This is a genomic window from Asaia bogorensis, from assembly GCF_900465345.1.
Taxonomy (GTDB): Bacteria; Pseudomonadota; Alphaproteobacteria; order Acetobacterales; family Acetobacteraceae; genus Asaia; species Asaia bogorensis_A.
Map to the genome: position 1 here is coordinate 62,452 of NZ_UEGO01000032.1, position 22,295 is coordinate 84,746.

The following is a 22,295-nucleotide window of genomic DNA, read 5'->3' on the forward strand; positions in this document are numbered from 1 at the left end:
CATGTTGTCTACTTCACGGATGATGCAGAGAAAATGCGCTGCCGGGGCATGAGGAGCAAGGCCGGATCGTCGTTTTTTATCGCCTGACCGGATCAACCCTTCTGGTGGCGGCTCGTCTTCCGGGTCGAGACAACATGACGCGACGTAGCCATACGCAGCTTTGCAGACGCGACTGTGTGGTGCTTGGCGCCGTGCGCCAGAGGCTGATAACGGCGCGGGCCTGATGGCGCCTCGGCCACTTCGAGAACCGCAGCGGACCCGGCAGAGAGACGCCCGTGACGGCGCGTGTTGCGTGCCAGAACAACCGGGGGATGCAGCGGGGCCATGGGGGCCACACCCTCTGCCGCAAAACCCTGATCGAGTATGTTCGCCATCATCGCGTTGCGCTGGGGATTGGAGCGCGCGCCCAGCACCACGCCCACAAGACGTACGTTGCTGCGCTGGGCGGATGTGATCAGATTATGCCCTGCCAGATCGGTATAGCCGGTCTTCATCCCGTCCGCACCCGCATAGGTTTTGAGCATTGGGTTATGGTTCGGAATCATGCGCCCGTGGAAAGCGAACATGGGCGTGGAGAAATAGTGGTAATATTCAGGAAAATCCTGAACCAGATGCTGTGCCAGCATGGACAGGTCGCGTGCCGTCGTCACCTGATCGGGGTCAGGCAGGCCCGAGGCATTGCGGAACGTCGTGTTCGACATACCCAATGCGCGTGCCTGCTGCGTCATCATATTCGCAAAACGGACCTCGTCGCCTCCGCCCAGCAATTCACCGAGCGCGCAGGCAGCGTCATTGGCTGATTGGGTGACGAGGCCGAGAATCGCCTGCTGCACGACGAAATGCGTGCCGGGAACCAGGCCGAGCTTCGAAGGCGCCTGAATGGACGCGTGGATGGAGACCGGCACCGGGGTATCAGCCGTGATCTCGCCCGCACGCATGGCGCGAAACGCCATATACAGGGTCATGAGCTTGGTCAGAGAGGCCGGATAACGCTGGAGGTCGGGATCGACCTGCGAGAGCACAGCGCCGCTATTCACATCCACGACATAGGAACTGACATGGCCCGCATACTGAGCATGTGCCGGCGCCGAGACCGCTACGGTGCCCAGCCCCAGTCCTGCGCCGAGCAGCGCGCGGGTGAACACCGACCATTTGCGCGCCTTGCCCGCCCGGGTGACCTTGATCAGGTTCGTCTTGGTAGCGGACTGCATGCAGTAGGTCACTCGTGCCCCCGGGAATCTGGCGTTAATTCGTATCATAGACTGACACATTTCAAACCGTCCACGATGATCTGGCACAATTGAGGGAAAAATAAGGTAAAGGGCTCTTAATAACCCCGATTGACGCCCAGGAGCGTGTTTCAACCCTCATTCGGGCATCAGGAGCCCGGTTTTCATCGCATCGATAGGCCCGCAGAGAGCCAGTAAAACACACGATTGATCTTTGCGAACGCCCTGTCGATCCCATATGGTCTGGATCATGCCGTACCGCACAGAAGTTTCAGGAACCCGGTTAGCCGACGCCTCGGTGACCCCCGCCCCTACCCTGCCTCATCTGGCGGGCGAGGACGATCCACCGCGCAAGGATGGCAATAACGACGAGTCGCATATCAGCGTCGTCATTCAGGCGCGCCCCGAAACGCGACGTCCGGCGATGTACAAGGTTCTCATGCTGAATGACGACTACACGCCGATGGAATTCGTCGTGCACGTTCTGGAACGCTTTTTCTCCAAATCGCGCGAGGAGGCGACCAACATCATGCTCAACGTCCATAAAAAAGGCGTGGGCGTCTGCGGGGTCTTCACCTTTGAGGTGGCAGAGAGCAAGGTAACCCAGGTGATGGATCTGGCACGACAGAACCAGCACCCGCTGCAATGCATGATCGAGAAAGCCTGAATCGAAATTATTCGGCCTTGCCAGGGAAACGGCAGGAGAGACCCTTTTACAAACCCATTATTTGCCTACATCCTGTCATGCTGACCCGTCACGCCTGACCTCAAGGAGCGCCCCCATGTTGTCTCGTATGCTCGAACAGACGCTCCATCGCGCCCTTACCCTTGCGGGTGAGCGACGCCACGAATACGCAACCCTCGAACATCTGCTGCTGGCCCTGACCGAAGACACGGACTCGGTGACGGTCTTCAAGGCCTGCGGAATCGACCTTGAGAAGCTCCGTGCCGATCTGACCGAATTTCTCGACAAGGATCTGGCGGGCCTTGCTTCCGACCGCCCCACCGAGCCCAAGCCGACAGCGGCTTTCCAGCGCGTCATTCAGCGCGCGGCGATCCATGTGCAGTCGACGGGCCGCGATGAGGTGACGGGCGCCAATGTGCTGGTTGCGCTCTTTGCCGAACGCGAAAGCCATGCCGTCTATTTCCTGCAGTTGCAGGACATGACCCGGCTCGATGCCGTGAACTTCATCTCTCACGGCATTGCCAAGGCACCCGACAAATCCAGCCGCCGCACCCCGACCGGGTCGCGCGACAAGGAGGAAGGGGAACGTGAGGAGAAGCAGGGCAAGGCCGCCAAACCGCAGGAAGCGCTCGCCGCCTATTGCGTCGATCTCAACAAGCGTGCCGAGGAAGGCAAGATTGACCCGCTGATCGGGCGTGACGGTGAGGTTGAGCGGACGATCCAGATCCTGTGCCGCCGCACCAAGAACAACCCTCTCTATGTGGGTGATCCGGGCGTGGGCAAGACAGCTATTGCCGAAGGGCTTGCCAAGCGCATCGTCGAGGGCGATGTGCCGGAGGTGCTGCTCGATGCGACGATCTTCTCGCTCGATATGGGCGCGCTGCTTGCTGGCACCCGCTATCGTGGTGATTTCGAGGAACGTCTCAAGGCGGTGGTAACGGAGCTGGACCAGACGCCAGGCGCCATCCTGTTCATTGATGAGATCCACACCGTGATTGGCGCAGGTGCGACGTCGGGTGGGGCAATGGATGCGTCCAACCTGCTCAAGCCCGCACTGGCAGCCGGTACGCTGCGTTGCATCGGCTCAACCACCTACAAGGAATACCGTCAGCATTTTGAGAAGGACCGTGCGCTCGTGCGTCGGTTCCAGAAAATCGACGTCCCCGAGCCGTCGATCAGCGATACAATCAAGATCCTGCGCGGGCTCAAGGGCAATTACGAGCGCCATCACAAGGTCCGTTACACCGATGACGCCCTGAAGGCAGCGGTCGAGCTTTCGGCCAAATACATGCATGACCGCAAACTGCCGGATAAGGCGATCGACATCATCGACGAAGCCGGTGCGTCGCGTATGCTCCTGCCCGAAAGCAAGCGCCGCAAGACGGTCACGCTCAAGGACATTGAAGAGATCGTGGCTAAGATCGCGCGTATTCCGCCCAAATCGGTCTCAACCGATGACCGCGAAACGCTTCGCCTTCTTTCCCGTGATCTGAAGAACATGGTGTTCGGTCAGGATACGGCGATCGAAGCCCTCAGCTCTGCCATCAAGCTGGCCCGTGCCGGTCTGCGTGATCCTGAAAAGCCTATCGGAAACTACCTGTTCTCCGGACCGACTGGCGTGGGCAAGACCGAAGTGGCGAAGCAGCTTGCCGCCTCGTTGGGTGTCGAACTGATCCGCTTCGACATGTCGGAATATATGGAGCGTCACTCCATTTCACGCCTGATTGGCGCGCCACCAGGGTATGTGGGGTTCGATCAGGGCGGTTTGCTGACGGATGCGATCGACCAGCATCCCCATGCGGTGCTTCTGCTCGATGAAATCGAAAAGGCGCATCCTGAACTCTATAATATCCTGCTTCAGGTCATGGATCATGGCCGTCTGACCGACCATAACGGCAAGACCATTGACTTCCGTAATGTCATCCTGATCATGACGACCAATGCGGGCGCGGCCGATCTAAGCAAGGAAGCTGTCGGGTTTGGCCGGACGGATCGTGTGGGTGAGGATGAAGACGCCATCAAGCGCCTGTTCACCCCGGAATTCCGTAACCGGCTTGATGCGATCATTCCGTTCGCCAATCTCACACCAGAGACTGTTGGCCGGGTGGTTGAGAAATTCGTGCTGCAGCTCGAAGCCCAACTGGCGGATCGTCATGTGACGATCGAGATCAGTTCTGCGGCCAAGGAGTGGCTGGCTGAGCGCGGCTATGACCGCCATTACGGCGCACGCCCATTGGGGCGCGTCATTCAGGACACGATCAAGAAGCCCCTCGCGGAGGAGCTATTGTTTGGCGCCCTGGCGAATGGCGGTGCGGTGCGTATCGGGCTCAAGGACAACGCGCTGCACTTCGACTTCCTCGAGGCCATACCGGCCACGCCGAAGAATGGTGAGGAAGATTCTGACGAGAAGTCGGAAGCGACCAGCGATAATTGACACCTCGCTCTTGTCTCGGTGGCTCACCGGGTGAGAGGAAAAACAGAACGGCAGGCTCACAAGAAGCCAAAACGAAAAAGCGGTGGGAAAACCCACCGCTTTTTTTATTCGTAGCGTGTACCGTTTACGATGACATAACCGGGCGTTGCCCAATGTCGGCCTGTGCCGTGATGAGTCCAGTCAATGCCCTGACTGCGCGCAGAGTCGAAATAGTACCGGCCCACGACCTCTACCTGATCGCCCGGATTGACCCATGGCCATGCCGGCGCGTTCATACGGTCGAGATCAGACACGATACGAATGGCCTGCCCGGGCGCCAGCTGCATGATGAAGTAGCCATGGACACCGCTGCGCGTATGACGCGAACGCGTGGTGACCGACAGGACTTTTCCGCAGACATGTTCAGGCAGGTCGACACGCGTCGGACCTGTTTGCAGGAAACCAGCCTGATCTGTCTGGAATTTCGCGTTATCACACTGGCCGTCTGCTGCCTGCGCAATTGCGGGAGCTACAGCGAAAGCCAGAGCGGCAAGCGCAGCGCCTCTCCAGCGCCGAAATGACTGAACCTGCATCAGCGTCACTTCTTGTGCAGTGTGTCTGGCTTGTGCGCAGCCTTAGCGCCAGTCTTGTCACTCTCGACCACAATTTTGGGATTATCCTTGGACGCTTTCACCTCATTGCTTTTGATCTTCATCGGCTTTGTAACCGTCTTGACCACATGACCCTCGGTTTCGCCGTTGCTCGTTTTCCAGGTGACATCATCACCCTTCTTGAAGTCCTTCGCTGACATGATGCCTGTCCTTGCTCTGCCCGGCGGGCGGTTGGGAAGGAAAATCCCGTGCAAGCCGAACGCAGGGTGAGGCTGGAATGTTGCCTGCCTCACCAACTGCGCAGACATAAAAAAAGCCGCCCCGAGGGACGGCTTTTTTACGAGTGGACGATCATCAAGCCTCAGGCAGCAATTGCCTTCGCGCCGGACTGCACATCCAGAATCTGCTTGAGGATCAGCGGAAATTCAGAAAGATGCCCGATGCGCAGCAGGCCAGGCCAGCTGGGAGCAGGCTTGCTGAGATCGCGCAGCAGCACACAGGCCATACCGGCGCGACGAGCGGCTTCAGCACCCGTGTCCGAATCCTCGAGTACGATGCAATTCTCAGGATGCACACCTTCCATCTCGGCTGCGTGCAAATAGAGATCGGGGCGCGGCTTTGGCATGTCGAGATCACGACCCGAATGGATCCGCTCATCTTCAAGCAGCTCATCAAGCCCTGTGCTTGAGAACTTTGCTTCCATTTCAGCACCGGAAGAGTTCGAGCCAATACGGATGGGGAGGCCCAGATCATGCACGCTCTGCAGCATGTCATGGGCGCCATCGATGGTTTCTGCTTCGGTCTCCATCATTTTGACGATGCGGTCCTGCATCATCATATCCCAGTTCTCGGGCATTTCAGTGCCGGTCTCACGGCCGATGCGCTCACCGATCTTCACAAGTTCACCACCCGTGAAAATCTTGTGGGCCTCATCGTTGGAAATATCCCAGCCATAATGGCGGGCTTCTTCTGCCATCTTGGCTGTCGACAGATGCTCACCGTCAACCAACACGCCATCACAATCAAAAATGACGAGCTTCAGTGAGCCATCCTCACGAAGGGCTGCGGGGATATCGGTAGCATTAGCGGAAGCTACGGTCATGATATTGTCCTCTCTCGGTTTGTGCGGGCACCGACCGGCGCTCTCTGCACACAGGGTTTGGGCAATCACGAAATCGTGTGTATGACCTTAAGATAAGCATGGAAACAAGAAATGCAAGGAAAAACGTCAAAATATATCTTGCTGAACAGAGAAGTGCTGGATTCTGCCAATGCAGCGCGCATAATCAAAGCAACCTCAGGCGTCACATATTTAACGTTACGCGCGTTAGTTTTAGACTTTTCCCGATACTCATGACAGAAACATGACAAACCTGCCATCAAAGAAATGGATTCCTGTTTTTTACTTTTTCTATACAATAGATCTTTGATAATCACTTGAAGAGACCAAGCGCAAGAGCTCGAGGCCCTGCAGGCATCTGGCCCGCTTCAATAATCGCAGGTTCGTGATGAAGAGCGCCAAACCGGCTCACCGGTTTTGCCGTCACAGCATGAAGTTTTCGTAGCCCGGGCGTTAGTTTCAAGACTACGTTGTCGTTGCGCCACCTGAAACGCGAATTAGGATCCTATCGCGCATAGCGCACGAGATAGTCTCTGGCGACGTCGAGACTTTCCACGATGGCAAGAGCGTTCGCTCTCGCAAAATCGTCTGGCTCAGCCAGATCCGGCACCATGATGACGCGCATACCTGCTGCAACCGCGGCCCTGACGCCCACTGACGAATCCTCGAGCGCGAGACACAGTTCGGCCGTTACGCCAATCCGGGAGGCAGCCAGCGTATAGGGTTCAGGATCCGGCTTGCCGTGGGTCACATCGTCACGCGTCACAACGGCGTCGAAACGCTGTGTCATGGCAAGGATGGCAAGATGATCTGTGGCGCGCCCATGACTCGATGACGTGGCAATTGCGCGCGGAATATTTCTGGCATCGAGCAGATCGAGAAGATCGAGAGCGCCTGGCTTCAGCCGCAAGTGACCCTGTCCGACCATTTCTGACAGGCATTCCTCCTGCAATGCGAGGAACCTTTCCGCTTGCGCTGCTGCACCGCAATGCATTGCAAGGAGCTCAAGGCACCTGTCCTCAGAAAGGCCTATCATGGCGTTCGCAAGAGATACAGGCAGGGGGAAACCGCATTGTCGTGCAGCCCTCATGGAGGCCTCTATACCGAGCGATTCACTGTCCAGCAGTAGGCCGTCCATGTCCAAAATCACACCGCGAACCGACATCTGTGGGGTGGTGATCAGGGATTCGGGCAGGGCTTTTGTAACCATCTCGCGTCTCTTTCGCAGCAGATCCGATGCTGCGACCCCCAGAGAATCTTCTCTTCGACCAGAGACTGGCAAGCAGCAGCGGCGACCCGCCGCTCTCATGCAGACGGGTAACTGGGTCCTATCAACGCGTGCATACAACCCGTTTGGGGCTTAACGATGTCGCGCACCGGCTGTTCGCATGGTGCTGCCCATCCCTCGTTCACAACCGCGCTACCGCAAGGGCGCGTTCGTGAACGAGGGGGCTGAATACCCGACCTAGTGCATTCAAGCTCCCTGTCGCCCACCAGGTGAATGAGGCGCCTGATGGTGGGTCGCTCTGTAAAGCACCCACTCCTCAACCACGCGTCCATAGGCCAGGTGGCAATAACCTACCTCACCATCTTTCTCATGTCGGATCTCGAGCTTACCGCCCTGCTCCTTGCAATAAACGGAAGCGGGATTGGCCAGATAGGCAGCTTTCGCCGGTCTATCGTCCTGCGCGCATCCTGCAAGCACTGATGTCAGAAGCACTGTGAACAACACGATGAAGCGGGGGAAACCTTGTCTCCTTGTTTGACGCAATCTGATCATGACATGTGTCTCTCTCACGCAGTTATCTATCCACAGCGTCTGGTGATGAACCATGTCAGGTGCCACGTCGAGGGCTGTTCACGCATCCGGGTCCGCCTGTCTGCAAGACCGGATCATGATTTGCATGCAGGAAGGAAACCAATACCTATAAAAAGCTCGTTGCGGGCAGTCATGTGTAAATGGCAACGCGCAAGATCTCCATCATACCGGGCCCGGAACCGTTGGTGGCGTCTTCAGCCTCGCTATCAAGAGCGTATAGGCTTGCCCGCTGTACAGGCCAATTGACCCACTAGAAGGCGCCACGACACATTACGCTGCATCGCTCGCTCGCCCACAGAGCTTTCACCTGTCGACATTGCCGCGATTATGGTGGCGCCGCGAAGAACGGCAGTGACCATCCTGAAACCCGGGGTATGTTTACCGCCAAAAGGGGGCATAATCCGGTTGGTGATGCTACCTGGCCCGGGCGAGAAGCTTGGCAGATAGACGACGATTATCCGGGAAGAGCAACGCACAGACTGCCCTATCGGGATTTTCGATGATGCTTGCGATGAAAAAGTCCCCCAGAAACCTTCTCCGCCCGGATTCTCCCAACCTCAAGCTTGTGCCGGTTATGGTCAGCCAATGGGTGACTGCACTGCTCGTCCGCCTCGCCTCACCGTAGCGTGTTCGATGTCACTCAAACTTGTGCGCTTCTCCCTCTTCCTCCCGTTTCTGATCCCTCGTTCAGTATGCCGCCTATGGGTCGCCTCACAGGGAGGTGACGCAGGATCTCATAAGGACAATCGGAATGGATCTGGGTCTCAAGGATAAAGTTGCCGTCATCACAGGCGGTAGTGTCGGTATAGGCCTTGCTGTGGCGGAAGGTCTGGCCCGTGAGGGTGCTCACATCGTCATGGTGGCACGCGACAAGGAGCGGCTGACAGAAGCAGCTTCGAAGCTTGCGGCAAGCTTTGGTGTGCGCTGCCTGCCTGTTGCTGCCGATGTAACCACGAGCGAGGGTATCGAAAGCATTGTGCGTGAAACTGAATCTGCCTTTGGTGGTGCGGATATCCTCGTCAACAATGCCGGGACGGGCTCGAACGAGACCATCATGGAAGCCTCTGACGAGAAGTGGCAGTTCTACTGGGATCTGCACGTCATGGCGGCCATTCGCCTGGCACGCGGCCTCGTGCCCAGCATGAAAAAACGCGGTGGCGGCGCCATCATTCATAATGCTTCCATCTGTGCAGCCCAGCCGCTGTGGTACGAGCCGATCTACAACGTCACCAAAGCAGCTTTGATGATGTTCTCGAAAACCCTCTCGACAGAGGTGATCAAGGACAATATCCGCGTGAACTGCGTCAATCCGGGCCTGATCCTGACGCCTGACTGGATCAAGACAGCCAAGCAACTGACCAGCGAGAGCGGTGGTGACTGGGAAGCCTATCTGCAAGGCGTTGCCGACGAACATGCCCCTATCAAGCGCTTTGGATCACCCGAGGAACTGGCTAATTTCTTTGTGTTCCTGTGCTCGGATAAGGCTTCCTACAGCGTGGGGTCATCCTATTTCGTCGATGGCGGGATGCTTAAAACCCTTTGATGCATAGCAATGCGAAAGCGCTGCTATGCTGCTAGTTATCAGGAACCGACCCGCGCCTATGCCGCTGAAGGCAAGGCAGGGTCTTTCGGCGCATCCCGGTCGAAAGGCCGGGATGCGACCATGAAGGATGACAACCAATGAGTGAGACGAAACGTTTCGCTGGCAAGACAGCTCTCGTGACCGGTGCCGCTGGCAATATCGGCCTCGCTGTGGCGCGCCGTCTGGCGAAAGAAGGCAGCCACGTCGTGCTGCTCGATCTCGATCAGGGCAAACTTGACGAAGCGGCGAAGCAGCTCGCCGAGCATGGCGTGAAGGTCAAGACGGTGGTTTGTGACGTCACGAACTACGCCAGCGTTGAGGAAGCTGTCGACTACGCCGAGAAGAATGTCGGTGCGATCGACCTGTTGTTCAATAATGCCGGTTATCAGGGTGCCTTCGCACCGATTCACGAGTACCCCGTTGAGGATTTCCAGCGCGTCGTTGATATCGATCTGGTCGGGGCGTTTCACGTACTGCGTGCCGTATCGCGCCGCATGGTCGCCCGCCGTTCGGGCAGCATTGTAAATACAGCCAGCATGGCAGGTTTGCAGGGCCCGCCGAATATGGGTGCCTATGGCTCATCGAAATTCGGTGTGGTCGGGCTGACTCAGGTTGCGTCAAAGGACCTCGCTCCTCACAATATCCGGGTCAACGGTATTGCCCCTGCCCTCATGGGCCCTGGCTTCATGTGGGACCGCCAGACCGAGTTGCAGGCTGCTACCAACACGCAATATTTCTCAACCGATCCCGAAACAGTAAAAAAGGAGATGGTTGCAGGTGTACCGATGCGCCGTCTCGGAGATATCGAGGAAATTCCCGGCACCGTGGCTTTTCTGCTGAGCGACGATGCGAGCTACATTACAGGCGTGACCATGCCGATTTCGGGCGGCATCCTCTGATATTTTCAAGCTCGAGCTGGGCGCGACGCAGGAAACATCGTCGCGCCCAGGTCAGCCGCAATCCAACCGTCAGGCTTCGCTCGACCAGCGCAAACGCAGATGTTCGGATGTCGCAAGGCTTGAAGGTCTTGGGACTGATGGGGGAGGATCGAACACACCTTCAGAGAGATAACGCAACGCATTGACGACGCCAGCATGGGAGAAAGGCTTGGCGATCACCCCATGAGCTCCCGAAAAATCTTCCGGTATCTTCGAAACATTTGCTGTCAGGAAGACAATCAGGGCCTCCGGCCATCTCTGGCGAATATGTGCGCAGACCTCAAAACCGTTTGACCCCTCGGCAAGGTGGAGATCGACCAGCGCCAACTGCGGACTGATCTGATCGGGAAGCGCCTTAACCTCCTGCAGAGAAGCAGCTGCCCCAACGACTTCATGACCACTATCTCGGATAAGCGCTTCCATATCCATCGCGATGATCATTTCGTCCTCGACGATGAGGACATCCATGGGAACTGCCATTACAGGGTTTCGCTTTTAGGAAAGGTGATCGTTACGCAGGTTCCCGGGCCATTATCGCTCCATCGGGCCTGCGCCTGAGCCTGACGCGAAAGGCGCGTAATCAGAGCGGCGCCGATACTCTTCGTCCGTCTGACTGAAGGCATACCCGGACCATCATCACAAATCCTGATTGTTCCGCACCCATCCTTCTCACCAGTAAATAGAGTGAGTACCCCGGCGCGCCCATTAGCAAAACCATGCTTGATGGCATTGGTAAGAATTTCGTTCAGAATGAGCCCCAGGGCAGAAGCATGCGCTGAGTCAATCATCAACGGTTCGATCTTGAGCAGGAGACGTATATCCGTACGGCCACTCGACCCCACAACATCACGCGCGAGATTTCCGACAAAACTGCCAATATCGAACGCTGCGATATCCTCCGACTGATAAAGCTGCCGATGCACAACAGCGAGGGCATCGACCCGCTCGAGCATGCTGTCGAGTTTCGCGACAATAGCAGGGTCATCAATCGTGCGGGCCTGCAAGCGCAACAGAGAGCCGATCATGGTCAGGTTGTTCTTGACACGATGATCGACCTCATGAAGCAGGATCGTCTTTGCCTCCAGAGCATCGCGCAGATCGGCGGTGCGCCGCTCGACTTCGCGCTCGACCAGGATTTTCTGCTGATTGATAATCTGCTGTGCCTCCACACGCTCAGTTACATCGAGTTGTGAGGCAAAAAAGAAGCGTATATCACCCTTGACGTCGCGCACCGGCGAGAGATAAAGCGCGTTCCAGAACTTGGAGCCGTCCTTGCGATAATTCAGCAGGTCGACGTCGATATCGTGACCTTCTTCGATGGCTGTCCTGACCTTCGCAACCGCCGCAGGGTCGGTTTCCGGGCCTTGTAGAAAGCGGCAGTTTTTACCTACGATCTCGGCACGGTCGTAGCCGGTCAGCTCCTGAAACGCGACATTGCAGAAAACAATCGGGTTGTCTGCCTGCCCTGGGTCCGTGATGACCATGGGCATACGGGTTGCTCGTACGGCAGCAGCAAACGGGTCACCACGCCCTTGCTCGTAATCGAGCTCATCTGTCAGGTGCCAATCGTCGCGCTGCTTCACACTTTCTCCCCCTGTGAGTGCCCAAGAGGCATCACTTCTGGCTCAAACGAAACCCTAGCTGGAGGGTTTCACGCAGGTTCACGTCATGCAGGTACCCAGCCTCGAAAGCCGGAGCCTCGGTCTGACGACAGACACAAGAGCCAGTGACAAGCCGGAAGGCCAGCAAGATTTCTCCAGAAGACGTGCGCGCGAGGCGAAGTCGCGGATGCCTGAAACCGGGAAGTTTGGTGCGTGAGGATGAAGGCTCCCGCACTACGGGTCTTTATTTGCGACAGATTTCCGGCAATTTAGATATACAGATAGGAATTGATATATAAAACATGAATATAGTATGATATATTGATTATATCCTGAAGATTTATCATTATATATTTTATCAGTAAAATTGATAAATCTAGAGAATCCAGGAAATCCAACTGCTGATGCATGACAGAATAGAGTGAAAGCGCGAGATCACTCAGGCGCTCTGATATCCCACCTGTCAAAACTCGAACCACAAGCAGTCATCCGAAGCACGGATAGCCGGAAAAGGCCTCTCAACAGCTATCTGGCTGGTGGAGAGGTACCATGAAGATGCGCGACGTCAGCCGCAGCAGGATCCGAGCTCATCCTGGAAGAACCAGTCTTCACACAGCTATCCCAAAATATGAGTCGTGTCATACGGCCATAAAGCGAAAGTAATTTACAATAATGAATGAATCGATCGAGATCGCCACGATGCTCCTGCGTCGTGATGATGTTGAAGGGCTGCGTCTTGCACCCTATCGATGCCCCGCCGGATACTGGACAATTGGCATCGGCAACCGCTTCCTTGCCGATGGAAGCCCTGTCACGGCCAGTACACCGCCACTCACAGAGGGTGAGGCGCTTAACCTGCTCAGGCACACATTGGATAATCTGCGTGCAAAGTTGGATGATGCAATCTCTGTACCACTGACCCCCTGCCAGGCAGGTGCCCTTTTGAGCTGGCAATTCAATATCGGCAGTACGGCCATGTATCGCTCGACTTTGCGCACCCTGCTCAATCAGGGTCAGTACTGTGCTGCTGGCGAGCAGCTACTCCGGTGGGACAAGGCGAGCGTGCAAGGCCGAATGGTGGTTTTGCCTGGCTTGAAAAAGCGCCGCCAACTGGAGCGCGCTGTCTATTTCGGCCTGCCCCTGACGGGCACGGCGCATTCAAAATAAACGCTCTCTCCTTCACATACTCAAAGGAAATCTGACTATGGATCTTGATTGGCAACAACTCTATGCATCAGTCATGCCACTGGTACCCGCAGAACTGGCAGCTGATTTTACCGTGATCGGAACATTCGTGGTGGCCTCGTGTGCCGTCGCAGCGCGTTTCTGGCCGCGTCCAGCAGAGGGCTCCAGATGGCTGAGCCTGTATCTCCTGGTCAATCGCCTCGCCATGAACAGCAGGCACGCGGCGAATGCTGATGACACAAGGCAAACAAACTCCTGAGTCCCGCAGAACCTAATTTCAGAATTATCTCGAATCAGACCTTGGCCTCATGCAAATCGCCCAGTTCCGGAAGCAGGATTGCAAGAAACAGAACGGCAGATCGGTGAACGGCCCTGTCGTGATCGACCAAAGCGTCGTGGGGACCTGCATGGATGTCTTATGCGCCTGACAGCGCACAGAGAGATCACCTTGACAGACAGGCGTCATGCATGGCCCCTCGACTTGTGAAGCAATATACTTCACGGGGAAGGCACTAATTTTTTAGGGGAAATCATGGTGCTGCTAGCGAGGATTGAACTCGCGACCTCTCCCTTACCAAGGGAGTGCTCTACCACTGAGCTACAGCAGCAACTGGAGCGCTTCGTAGCTTCTCAGCCCGAAAGCTGCAAGCCCCGAAAGCGCTTTTTTGTAAAAGATTCAGTCGTCGCGGTGAATTTTTTCCATACGCTCGTGACGCTCCTGCGCCTCGATTGACATCGTGGCAATAGGGCGGGCTTCAAGGCGACGCAGGCCAATAGGCTCTCCAGTTTCCTCACAAAAGCCATAGGAGCCGTTCTCGACACGCTGCAGGGCAAGGTTGATCTTGCCAATCAGCTTGCGGGCACGGTCGCGCGTTCTCAGTTCAAGGGCTCTGTCCGTCTCGACGCTGGCACGGTCAGTGACATCGGCCTCATGGATCCCACCTTCCGAGAGACTGGCGAGCGTCAGATTCGCCTCCTTGAGGAGGTCATTGCGCCAACGCAGCAATTTCTGTCTGAAGAACTCCACCTGAAGCGGATTCATGAACTCTTCGTCGTCAGAGGGCCGATAATCCGGTGGGAGCGTGATCATGCACGTCTGTCCTTAACGCAAGTCGCTTGAGCCCCGCCGCCCCGTCATATGCATTGCAGGAAAAGAGGGCCCAAACCCGTATCCTGAGCAAAACGGCATGGCTGGTTTGGCGCGGCTTATACCTGCCTTGGCAACGAACGCCAAGCCCGATCTGTCGAAAACAGACAATCCTTCAGGCATGAGGCGAAATAAAATCAAAAAACGTCTCTCTGAAATAAAATTGTCACAGATACTCGGGGCAATTTTTATTTCATGAATTCGGACCAATACCGGCGAACGTCTCACAAAAGTTATTGACGCAGCAGATAGTCTATAGTGCAGCGCTATGCTCCATCATCTGGGCAGAAAAACATCCGCCGACCCGGCAAGATGCCGGTTCGCAGGTAGTGGCAAGCCTTTCCTGCCCCGTATCAGGCCAGCGTTTCATAACGATCAAGCTGCCAGGAAACAGGTTCCAGCCCAGCCAGACGCACCCATTCCTGCATATGGGGATGATCGAGTACCGCCTGCCGATAAGCTTCAGCAACAGGTGACAGCGTCACCCCGTAGGAAGTGAAACGCGAGACCACCGGTGCAAACATGATATCAGCGGCGCAGAAATCGGCGCCGAACAGATAGGGGCCGGTTGCACCGAAGCGCTCGCGTGTCTCGCACCATATCCGATCAATTCTGGCGATATCGGCCAGCACGTCCTCGCCGGTTTCGAGCAAAGGGCGGTTTGTCCGACCAAGATTCATGGGCATAGCGATACGCAAGGCACGAAAGCCTGCATGCATCTCACTGGCAACACTGCGGGCCACCGCGCGCGCCACGCGATCGGCCGGCCACAATACAGGCGCGACCTCAGCGCAGTATTCGCATATCGCAAGGCTTTCCCATATCCGAGCACCCTGATGCACCAGATAGGGCACCATCCCATTGGGGGAAATCTCGTGGATTTCGCTCGTCTGTCCGCCCCCGCGCAGCGCGATAACCTCATCCGGCACGTCCAGCCCGGCGCAACGCACGGCGAGCCACCCTCTCAGAGACCAGGAGGAGTAGCGGCGCGTTCCGATGACGAGGCGATCCATGACGATAATCCTGTTCAGGCGAGAATGAAGCCCCCGCCCAGAACCCTGCTGTCCCGATAAAGAACGCAGGCCTGTCCGGGCGCGGGCATGGCTGCCTCATCCAGCACGACACGTGCGCCACCCGCAAGAGGATAGACCCAGGCGTCACGCGTCACCTCGCGGGCCCGGATCTGCACCTCGCAGCGCACGCCGGTTTCTGGCGCATCGATCAGCCAGTTCATGTCGCGCAGGGCAAATTCGCTTCGACCAGCATTTTCCTTGGGTCCCACGATGATACGGCGCGTCGTGGCGTCAATGCGTTTGACAATCTGGCGGCGGCCATCCTTCGTATGGATGTCACCCAGGCGTTTGCTCTGCCCGACCGTGTAGCGCGCGATGCCCTCATGCTGGCCGAGAATACGCCCTGTCTCATCGACGATCTCACCAGCCCCGCTGGTTTCGGGGCGCAGCTTCTCAACCACCTCGGCATAGGTGCCGGTGGGGACGAAGCAGATATCCTGACTGTCTGGCTTGGCCGCGATTGCCAGTCCGAATTCCTCGGCTTTCTGACGCACCGCGTCCTTGTTCGGCATGTCACCCAAGGGGAAGCGCAGATAGTCGAGCTGGTCCTGCGTCGTTGCGAACAGGAACCATGACTGATCGCGCGAGCTATCGGACGGGCGATGCAGTTCCGACCGCTCCTCACCCTCGATACGCCGCACATAGTGACCGGTCGCCATCGCCTCGCAGCCCAGATCACGGGCCATGCTCAGCAGATCGGTGAATTTAACGCCCTGATTGCACGCAACGCAGGGCACGGGCGTTTCACCACGCGCATAGCTGTCGGCAAAACTGGCCATCACGCTGCTGCGAAAACGATCTTCAGCATTGATGACGTAGTGCGGGATATCAAGCCGATCGGCCACGGCACGCGCATCGAGGATGTCACGGCCCGCACAGCAGGCGCCGGGCTTGGACACGGCCTGACCATGATCATAAAGCTGCAACGTGGCGCCGATGACCTCATGCCCTTCCTGTTTCAGGAGCGCGGCCACTACGGAACTGTCCACGCCTCCCGACATGGCAACTAGGATACGCATGAGATCTCTCTACTTTTCAAAAAAACGGAATTTCAGGCTTCAGGAAGCCTTGGGCAGACGCACAACCAGACCGTCCAGCGCATCGGTCATAACGATCTGACAGCCGAGACGGGAAGTCTTTTCGAGCCCGAAGGCGAGATCGAGCATGTCTTCCTCGTCGTCTGTCGGCGCGGAAAGCTTGTCGGCCCATTCAGGATCGACAATCACATGACAGGTGGCGCAGGCCAGCGAACCCTCGCAGGCGCCTTCGAGTTCGATATCGTGCTTGTGGGCAACTTCAAGCACGGAGAGGCCGACCGGCGCATCGACTTCCCTGCGGGTGCCGTCCTGCTCGACGAAAATCATATGTGGCATAGTGTTTCTACCCTGCTTCTTCGTTACGAGGTGCGATAGACTTCGCAGGCTGCCTGACGGAAATATTCCAGCGCCTGCACGATCTCGGGCGTGGAGGTAAAGCGTCCGACCGACAGACGCAAGCATCGTGCCGCGTCTTTCGCATCAAGCCCCATTGCCGCCAGAACATAGGAAGGCGTGACATCAGCCGAGGTACAGGCCGATCCGGTGGACAAGGCCACATCTGGAAGCGCCGCCATGAGGGTCCTTGCCTCGCCCCCTTCTGGGAAGATGAGGTTGAGAGCACCACTTACCCGAGGTGATGAGGCGCCGTTGACGCGCACCCCTGGGAAGATTTCCTCAAGCCCCGCCAGAAGCTGGTCGCGCAAACCGGCCAGACGCTCCTCCTCCTGAGGCAGTAGCGTCTGTGCCAGTGATGCTGCTCTGCCGAATCCGGCAATCAGTGGCGTTGGCAAGGTGCCCGAGCGCAACCCACGTTCCTGCCCGCCTCCGGAAAACAGCGGCAGAAGGCGCGCCCTTGGACGATGGCGCACATAAAGCGCCCCGATCCCCTTCGGCCCATAGAATTTATGCGCCGAGAGCGACATCAGGTCGACCGAGCCGCAATCAAGCGGCATCTTGCCCGCCGCTTGTGCAGCATCAGTGTGAAACAATGCGCCCGCCTCACGGGCCATGGCAGAGAGACGCGGAATATCCTGAATGATGCCTGTCTCGTTATTGACCGTCATGATACTGACCAGAGCCGTCGGCTCTGACAGAGCAGCGGCCAAGATTTCGGGAGCCAGCAAGCCGTCGCGTCCGACAGGCAGGATGACGGGCTCAAACCCTTCTGCTGCCAGATCACGCACCGACTCCAGAACGCATTTATGCTCGGTCGCAACAGTGATCACGCGACGCTTCGAACTGTTCTGGCGGGCCAGAAACCGGGCTGCGCCCTTGATCGCAAGATTATTCGCCTCGGTGGCACCGGAAGTGAAGATGATCTCGCGTGATTGCGCCCCGATCAGCGTCGCAATGGTAGTACGCGCCTCTTCAACGGCATGGGCCGCCGCCTCACCTGCTGCATGTCCTTCGCTATGCGGATTGCCATAATGCTCGCTGAACCAGGGCAGCATGGCCGCCACCACCTTGGGATCACAACGCGTCGTTGCCTGATTATCGAGATAGATCATGCTGCCCTGGCCCCCAGACGAAGCGCCATGGACGTATACGCCTCGATGAAGCGATCGATCTTCTCCTCGGTGATGTTCCAGGGCAATGAGACGCGAATGGCATTGGCCGCCCCCTCGCCAAGCCCCATGGCCTGCAGGACATGAGACGCCGAAACCTTGCCTGACGAGCAGGCCGATCCTGTCGAGACTGCAAAACCCTGCAGGTCAAGCATCATGAGTTGTGTCTGTGCCGGGACACCCCAAAGGATCAGGGATGTCGTATTGGGCAGGCGCGGTACCTTGCGATCTCCCGTCACACGTGCACCGCAGGCAAGGGCCGCCTCATCCACCTTATCACGGAGCCTGGCGATCTCATGCCAGTCCTGTTGGCGGGATGCCTCAAGCGCGGCCATCATGCCGAGGATCGCGGGAAGTGGCGGTGTGCCCCCGCGCCTGCCACGCTCCTGCCCGCCCCCCCTGATCATCGGGGGGATGTGTCCCTCTGCTCCCAGGATCAATGCACCCGCCCCCATGATGCCACCTGCCTTGTGCCCGGACAGCGCGAGACTTGTGAACGAACCAAGCGGCAACGCCATACGACCCGCCACCTGTACAGCATCGACATGAAGCAAAGCCCCGTAGCGAGCACAAAGCGCGGCAATTTCCTGGGTCGGATGGAGGATTCCTGTCTCGTTGTTCGCAGCCATGCAACAGACGAGCGCCGGTGCACCATCAACAAGTGCCGTTTCCAGCGCGTCGAGACAGAGTGTTCCATCTGCCAGCACCGGCAGGATCGTGGCATCCGGGCGTGCCATCATGACGGCATCATGCTCGGTGGCGCCGATCAGGAGACGCCGCATCGTTCCATCGGGCAGTCCATCCCTTTGCGACAGGGCATGTATGGCAAGCACATTGGCCTCGGTCCCGCCCGAGGTGAAAACAACCTGCTCCGACCCTACATCCCAATAATGGGCCATGCGATCGCGCGCTTCCTCAAGGGCTCGGCGCGCATTACGCCCAGGCCCATGCACCGAGGAGGGGTTGCCCTCCAATGACAGTGCCTCGCGCATCGCCAATCTGGCTTCATCACGCATAACTTCAGTAGCATTGGCATCAAGATAAACGGTCATCTTCCTATAGATCGACTTGCACCCTCCGAGTGCAAGTCAAAAGCGCAGGAGAGGGAAATGGCGCGTTATGACGATTTCTGTGGAATTTTACCTGTCAGCATCGTTATACACTGCGCCAATGATGGCGTGGTGATCTGCCCCTGAGAGAGAAATCCCTCCAACGGGGCCCGCGCCGCTTCAGGGAATATCCGCTTGATATTCCCTCACCGTTGAGGAGCTAGTCCATGCGCGTTTCAACGCCTGCCGAATCCCTACATGGTTTTCATGCCCGACCAGCCTTCCCTTCGGTACGTGTCGCCACGGTGCCGTTTCGCTGAGAGATCTGCGCCAGTCATCATGACCTGTCCCTGATCGGGTCTGGAGCAACAAGCCTCCGGGCCTTCAGGCATAGCCTCATTTCCCACAAAAAACACATATCCCCTGCAGGGCACGCCCTCAGACAGGGGCATAATTCGGAAGCATTTTGATGCCAGAAGTCATGTTCGCCGGCCCTGATGGCCGGTTGGAGGGTCGTTACCACCATTCTGACGAGCCTAACGCGCCGCTCGCTCTGGTTCTGCATCCGCACCCGCTTCATGGCGGGACCATGAACAACCGCATTACCTACACAATGTACCGGTCGTTCGAGAAAATGGGTTTTTCGGTCATGCGCTACAACTCGCGTGGCGTCGGGCGTTCGCAAGGCCGCTATGATGGCGGTATCGGAGAAATTTCAGACGCCGCAGCCGCGCTGGACTGGATGCAGATGGTCAACCCGAACTCAAGCGAGTTGTGGATTGCCGGCTACTCCTTTGGTGCGTTCGTGGGCATGCAGCTTCTGATGCGTCGCCCTGAAATCAGCGGCTGGATCAGCGTGGCACCGCCCGCCAATGACTATGATTTTGGCTTTCTGGCCCCCTGCCCCTGCGGTGGCCTGATGATTGCTGGCGACAAGGATGACATGGCCCCGGAGCCGGGCATCCGCAAGCTGGTCGACAAGCTGAACACGCAGAAGAATGTCGAGGTTGATTACCGCGTGTTCGAGGGCGCCAACCACATCTTTGCCAGCGAGGCCGACAAGGTCGCCCACGCGCTGGAAGACCATGTGACTGTCATGCGCAACCGTCGCGTTCTGGCTATCGCTGCCGACTGACGCCTTAAAGGCATCGGATCTGTTCAAAAGGCGGGGCATACCCCGCCTTTTTTATTGGCGATTTGCTTTTTTCGGGGGGCAGCTTCGCGTGCCCGGTCGGCTTCCGGGCAGTTTCATGCTAGGACCCCCAGCCTTGACCCTATTCTGATGGATGACCCGATATGGCAGAGCACGCGCTGAAAAGTCCTTTCCTGAAAGAGGCTCAGGCTCGGGGCTATATTTTCCAGTGCACTGACCTTGCCGCCCTTGATGAAGCGATGAGCAAAGGTCCGGTGGCAGGCTATATCGGCTTCGACCCAACAGCAGACTCGCTGCATGTGGGCAATGCCCTCTCCATTATGATGCTGCGCCTGATGCAGAAGCACGGCCATCGCCCGATTGCCCTCATGGGCGGCGGCACAGCCAAGATCGGCGATCCCTCATTCCGCGACGAGGCAAGAGCGCTGATGAGCCCGGAAAAGCTGGCGCATAATCTGTCCGGTATCGAGATCAGCCTGCGCCAGTTCCTGAATTTCGGCACCGGATCAAGCGATGCCATGCTGGTCAATAATGCCGACTGGCTCGATCGCCTGTCCTATATCGAATTGCTGCAGGATGTCGGCGTGCATTTCTCGATCAGCCGCATGCTGTCGTTCGAGAGCGTCAAGCAGCGCCTGGACCGCGAGCAGGGCCTGACTTTCCTCGAGTTCAACTATTCCATCCTGCAATCCTATGACTTCCGCGAACTGAACCGGCGCTTTGGGGCCGTGCTCCAGATGGGCGGCTCTGACCAGTGGGGCAATATCGTTGCCGGCATCGATCTGGCGCGTCGCACGGATGGCAAGCAGGTCTTTGGCCTGACGACACCGCTGGTGACGACATCATCCGGTGTAAAAATGGGCAAATCTGCCAAGGGTGCCACCTGGGTGAGCGCTGAGAAACTGCCGGTCTTTGAATACTGGCAGTTCTGGCGCAACACGGAAGATGCCGATGTTGGTCGCTTCCTGAAGTTCTTCACGGATCTCCCCGTTGAGGAATGCGATCGTCTCGGCGCGCTTGAAGGGGCCGAGATCAACGAGGCGAAGAAAATCCTTGCCACGGAAGCCACGGCCATCTGCCACGGCCGCGACGCTGCGCAAGCTGCCGCCGAGACCGCACGGCAGACTTTCGAGGCCGGTGCCGTTGCCGCCGACCTGCCCTCGCGCGACCTGCCGCGTGCAGAGCTGGAGGCCGGTATTCCGGCGTTCCGTCTGTTCGGCGAGTCGGGGCTGGTAGCGACAAACAGCGAAGCGCGCCGTCTGATCAGGGGAGGCGGCGCGAGGCTGAACGATCAGCCCATTCAGGACGAGAACCGGGTAATCGGTCCGGATGATCTTGCAGAAGGGGTGCTCAAGCTCTCCTCTGGCAAGAAGCGTCATCTGCTTCTGCGTATCGTCTGACCATCGCTCTCAGGACGTCCATGCGTCCTGAGGAGGCTTTCCCGCTGCGGCGTTTTGATCCTTATACTCGCTTGTAGTCGCTCGGGGTAAGCACAGCCCCTTGCGCACGCCCACGTCAGGGCAGAGCCGCCCAACGAACCTGGTTTCCTGTCAGCAGACAGTCAGACCGTGATCACAGAAAACGTCTCATAGGTTAGCTGGTGGGCGGACCACACCATTTCACGGTCGCCCACGACGGTCAGATAACGTTCTTCGTGGTTTCTGATGCCGCAGGTTGTTCCCCGGCACTGAGCGTGAATACGCCCCGGCGATGCAGACGCCCGTATATCATGGCCATCGAGATCGAGAAAAAACGCCTGCCGAAAAGCGAAATGCTGGGGTAGGCGACCCTGTTGATATGGGTGAGGCTGACGGGAATCGCATCGCCTTCCATCCAGACGGCTCTGTTGCAAACTCTGATGCCGTTGCCGAGGTTGGGTCCTTGGATTGGTAAGGTCGGTTGTGATGGACGATTTCAAAGGGCGGCATTTTACCGGCGAGGTCATCCTGTGGGCGGTGCGCTGGTACTGCCGGTACGGCATCAGCTACCGTGATCTCGAGGAAATGCTGGCCGAACGTGGCATCGATGTCGATCACACGACTATCTATCGCTGGGTGCAGCGCTACGCGCCGGAGATGGAGAAGCGGC

22 protein-coding genes, 1 tRNA gene and 1 pseudogene are annotated in these 22,295 nt (G+C 57.6%); 8 read left to right on the forward strand and 16 right to left on the reverse strand.

Going from position 1 to position 22,295, the window contains the following annotated elements:
* Positions 1 to 92: 92 nt before the first annotated feature.
* Positions 93 to 1,211, reverse strand: a complete 1,119-nt coding sequence (locus ED655_RS12310; protein WP_122050408.1) for a D-alanyl-D-alanine carboxypeptidase family protein — start codon at positions 1,209 to 1,211, stop codon at positions 93 to 95.
* 268 nt (positions 1,212 to 1,479) lie between these two features.
* Between ED655_RS12310 and clpS the strand changes: the two genes are divergently transcribed.
* Complete coding sequence (gene clpS / locus ED655_RS12315) at positions 1,480 to 1,896, forward strand: ATP-dependent Clp protease adapter ClpS (RefSeq protein ID WP_081866701.1); 417 nt, start codon at positions 1,480 to 1,482, stop codon at positions 1,894 to 1,896.
* A 115-nt stretch (positions 1,897 to 2,011) separates the two neighbouring features.
* Entirely contained in the window at positions 2,012 to 4,348 is a 2,337-nt protein-coding gene (gene clpA, locus ED655_RS12320; protein WP_122050409.1) for an ATP-dependent Clp protease ATP-binding subunit ClpA, read from the forward strand.
* Positions 4,349 to 4,452: 104 nt separating this feature from the next.
* Here the strand turns inward: clpA and ED655_RS12325 are convergent, their stop codons facing one another.
* The 5 genes from ED655_RS12325 to ED655_RS16130 all read right to left on the reverse strand — a co-directional run bounded on the left by ED655_RS12325 (position 4,453) and on the right by ED655_RS16130 (position 7,892).
* Positions 4,453 to 4,920, reverse strand: coding sequence for a DUF3465 domain-containing protein (locus ED655_RS12325; RefSeq protein ID WP_122050427.1), 468 nt, complete (start codon positions 4,918 to 4,920; stop codon positions 4,453 to 4,455).
* Between the two features lie 5 nt (positions 4,921 to 4,925).
* Entirely contained in the window at positions 4,926 to 5,138 is a 213-nt protein-coding gene (locus tag ED655_RS12330) for a hypervirulence associated TUDOR domain-containing protein (protein ID WP_023977611.1), read from the reverse strand.
* Between the two features lie 161 nt (positions 5,139 to 5,299).
* Positions 5,300 to 6,040, reverse strand: coding sequence for an HAD family hydrolase (locus tag ED655_RS12335; RefSeq protein ID WP_122050410.1), 741 nt, complete (start codon positions 6,038 to 6,040; stop codon positions 5,300 to 5,302).
* A 523-nt stretch (positions 6,041 to 6,563) separates the two neighbouring features.
* The gene (locus ED655_RS12340) at positions 6,564 to 7,268 is read right to left on the reverse strand and encodes an HAD family hydrolase (RefSeq protein ID WP_240993649.1); all 705 of its coding nucleotides are present in this window, start codon (positions 7,266 to 7,268) and stop codon (positions 6,564 to 6,566) included.
* Between the two features lie 264 nt (positions 7,269 to 7,532).
* Positions 7,533 to 7,892: a putative hemolysin gene (locus tag ED655_RS16130; protein WP_408735676.1), complete on the reverse strand. Its 360-nt coding sequence runs from the start codon at positions 7,890 to 7,892 to the stop codon at positions 7,533 to 7,535.
* 736 nt (positions 7,893 to 8,628) lie between these two features.
* Between ED655_RS16130 and ED655_RS12350 the strand changes: the two genes are divergently transcribed.
* A complete protein-coding gene (locus tag ED655_RS12350; RefSeq protein ID WP_122050411.1) occupies positions 8,629 to 9,420 on the forward strand; it encodes an SDR family NAD(P)-dependent oxidoreductase in 792 nt (263 codons plus the stop codon).
* Positions 9,421 to 9,557: 137 nt separating this feature from the next.
* On the forward strand, positions 9,558 to 10,358 hold the full coding sequence (locus ED655_RS12355; protein ID WP_122050412.1) for an SDR family NAD(P)-dependent oxidoreductase: 801 nt from the start codon (positions 9,558 to 9,560) through the stop codon (positions 10,356 to 10,358).
* Between the two features lie 69 nt (positions 10,359 to 10,427).
* Here ED655_RS12355 and ED655_RS12360 read toward each other — a convergent pair whose 3' ends face one another.
* Positions 10,428 to 10,865 (reverse strand): response regulator, encoded by a 438-nt coding sequence (locus ED655_RS12360; RefSeq protein ID WP_205836044.1) that lies wholly within the window; start codon positions 10,863 to 10,865, stop codon positions 10,428 to 10,430.
* 11 nt (positions 10,866 to 10,876) lie between these two features.
* Complete coding sequence (locus ED655_RS12365; protein WP_122050414.1) at positions 10,877 to 11,980, reverse strand: histidine kinase dimerization/phosphoacceptor domain -containing protein; 1,104 nt, start codon at positions 11,978 to 11,980, stop codon at positions 10,877 to 10,879.
* Between the two features lie 690 nt (positions 11,981 to 12,670).
* Here ED655_RS12365 and ED655_RS12370 point away from each other — a divergent pair.
* Positions 12,671 to 13,165 carry a lysozyme gene (locus ED655_RS12370; protein ID WP_122050415.1) on the forward strand — a complete coding sequence of 165 codons (495 nt, stop codon included), beginning with the start codon at positions 12,671 to 12,673 and terminating at the stop codon, positions 13,163 to 13,165.
* A gap of 551 nt (positions 13,166 to 13,716) precedes the next feature.
* Here ED655_RS12370 and ED655_RS12380 read toward each other — a convergent pair.
* The 7 genes from ED655_RS12380 to ED655_RS12410 form a co-directional block, all read right to left on the reverse strand.
* Positions 13,717 to 13,791 (reverse strand) — tRNA-Thr (locus tag ED655_RS12380).
* A 68-nt stretch (positions 13,792 to 13,859) separates the two neighbouring features.
* Complete coding sequence (gene dksA, locus ED655_RS12385) at positions 13,860 to 14,273, reverse strand: RNA polymerase-binding protein DksA (protein ID WP_023979604.1); 414 nt, start codon at positions 14,271 to 14,273, stop codon at positions 13,860 to 13,862.
* 410 nt (positions 14,274 to 14,683) lie between these two features.
* Positions 14,684 to 15,343, reverse strand: a complete 660-nt coding sequence (locus ED655_RS12390; protein ID WP_122050417.1) for a glutathione S-transferase family protein — start codon at positions 15,341 to 15,343, stop codon at positions 14,684 to 14,686.
* 14 nt (positions 15,344 to 15,357) lie between these two features.
* Positions 15,358 to 16,422 (reverse strand): tRNA 2-thiouridine(34) synthase MnmA, encoded by a 1,065-nt coding sequence (gene mnmA, locus ED655_RS12395; protein ID WP_122050418.1) that lies wholly within the window; start codon positions 16,420 to 16,422, stop codon positions 15,358 to 15,360.
* A 39-nt stretch (positions 16,423 to 16,461) separates the two neighbouring features.
* Entirely contained in the window at positions 16,462 to 16,776 is a 315-nt protein-coding gene (locus ED655_RS12400) for a ferredoxin family 2Fe-2S iron-sulfur cluster binding protein (protein WP_023979601.1), read from the reverse strand.
* Positions 16,777 to 16,799: 23 nt separating this feature from the next.
* A complete protein-coding gene (locus tag ED655_RS12405) occupies positions 16,800 to 17,948 on the reverse strand; it encodes a cysteine desulfurase family protein (protein WP_122050419.1) in 1,149 nt (382 codons plus the stop codon).
* Positions 17,945 to 19,057 carry a cysteine desulfurase family protein gene (locus tag ED655_RS12410; RefSeq protein ID WP_122050420.1) on the reverse strand — a complete coding sequence of 371 codons (1,113 nt, stop codon included), beginning with the start codon at positions 19,055 to 19,057 and terminating at the stop codon, positions 17,945 to 17,947. Before ED655_RS12410 ends, ED655_RS12405 begins: the two co-directional genes overlap by 4 nt.
* Positions 19,058 to 19,523: 466 nt before the next feature.
* On the opposite strand from ED655_RS12410, the gene ED655_RS12415 reads away from it, so the two are divergent.
* On the forward strand, positions 19,524 to 20,189 hold the full coding sequence (locus ED655_RS12415; RefSeq protein ID WP_023979597.1) for an alpha/beta hydrolase: 666 nt from the start codon (positions 19,524 to 19,526) through the stop codon (positions 20,187 to 20,189).
* A 161-nt stretch (positions 20,190 to 20,350) separates the two neighbouring features.
* Positions 20,351 to 21,607 carry a tyrosine--tRNA ligase gene (gene tyrS / locus ED655_RS12420; protein WP_122050421.1) on the forward strand — a complete coding sequence of 419 codons (1,257 nt, stop codon included), beginning with the start codon at positions 20,351 to 20,353 and terminating at the stop codon, positions 21,605 to 21,607.
* Positions 21,608 to 21,845: 238 nt separating this feature from the next.
* Here the strand turns inward: tyrS and ED655_RS15755 are convergent, their stop codons facing one another.
* The gene (locus ED655_RS15755; RefSeq protein WP_122050422.1) at positions 21,846 to 22,040 is read right to left on the reverse strand and encodes a hypothetical protein; all 195 of its coding nucleotides are present in this window, start codon (positions 22,038 to 22,040) and stop codon (positions 21,846 to 21,848) included.
* A gap of 71 nt (positions 22,041 to 22,111) precedes the next feature.
* Between ED655_RS15755 and ED655_RS12430 the strand changes: the two are divergent.
* Positions 22,112 to 22,295, forward strand: a pseudogene (locus tag ED655_RS12430) (IS6 family transposase); the annotation flags it as partial.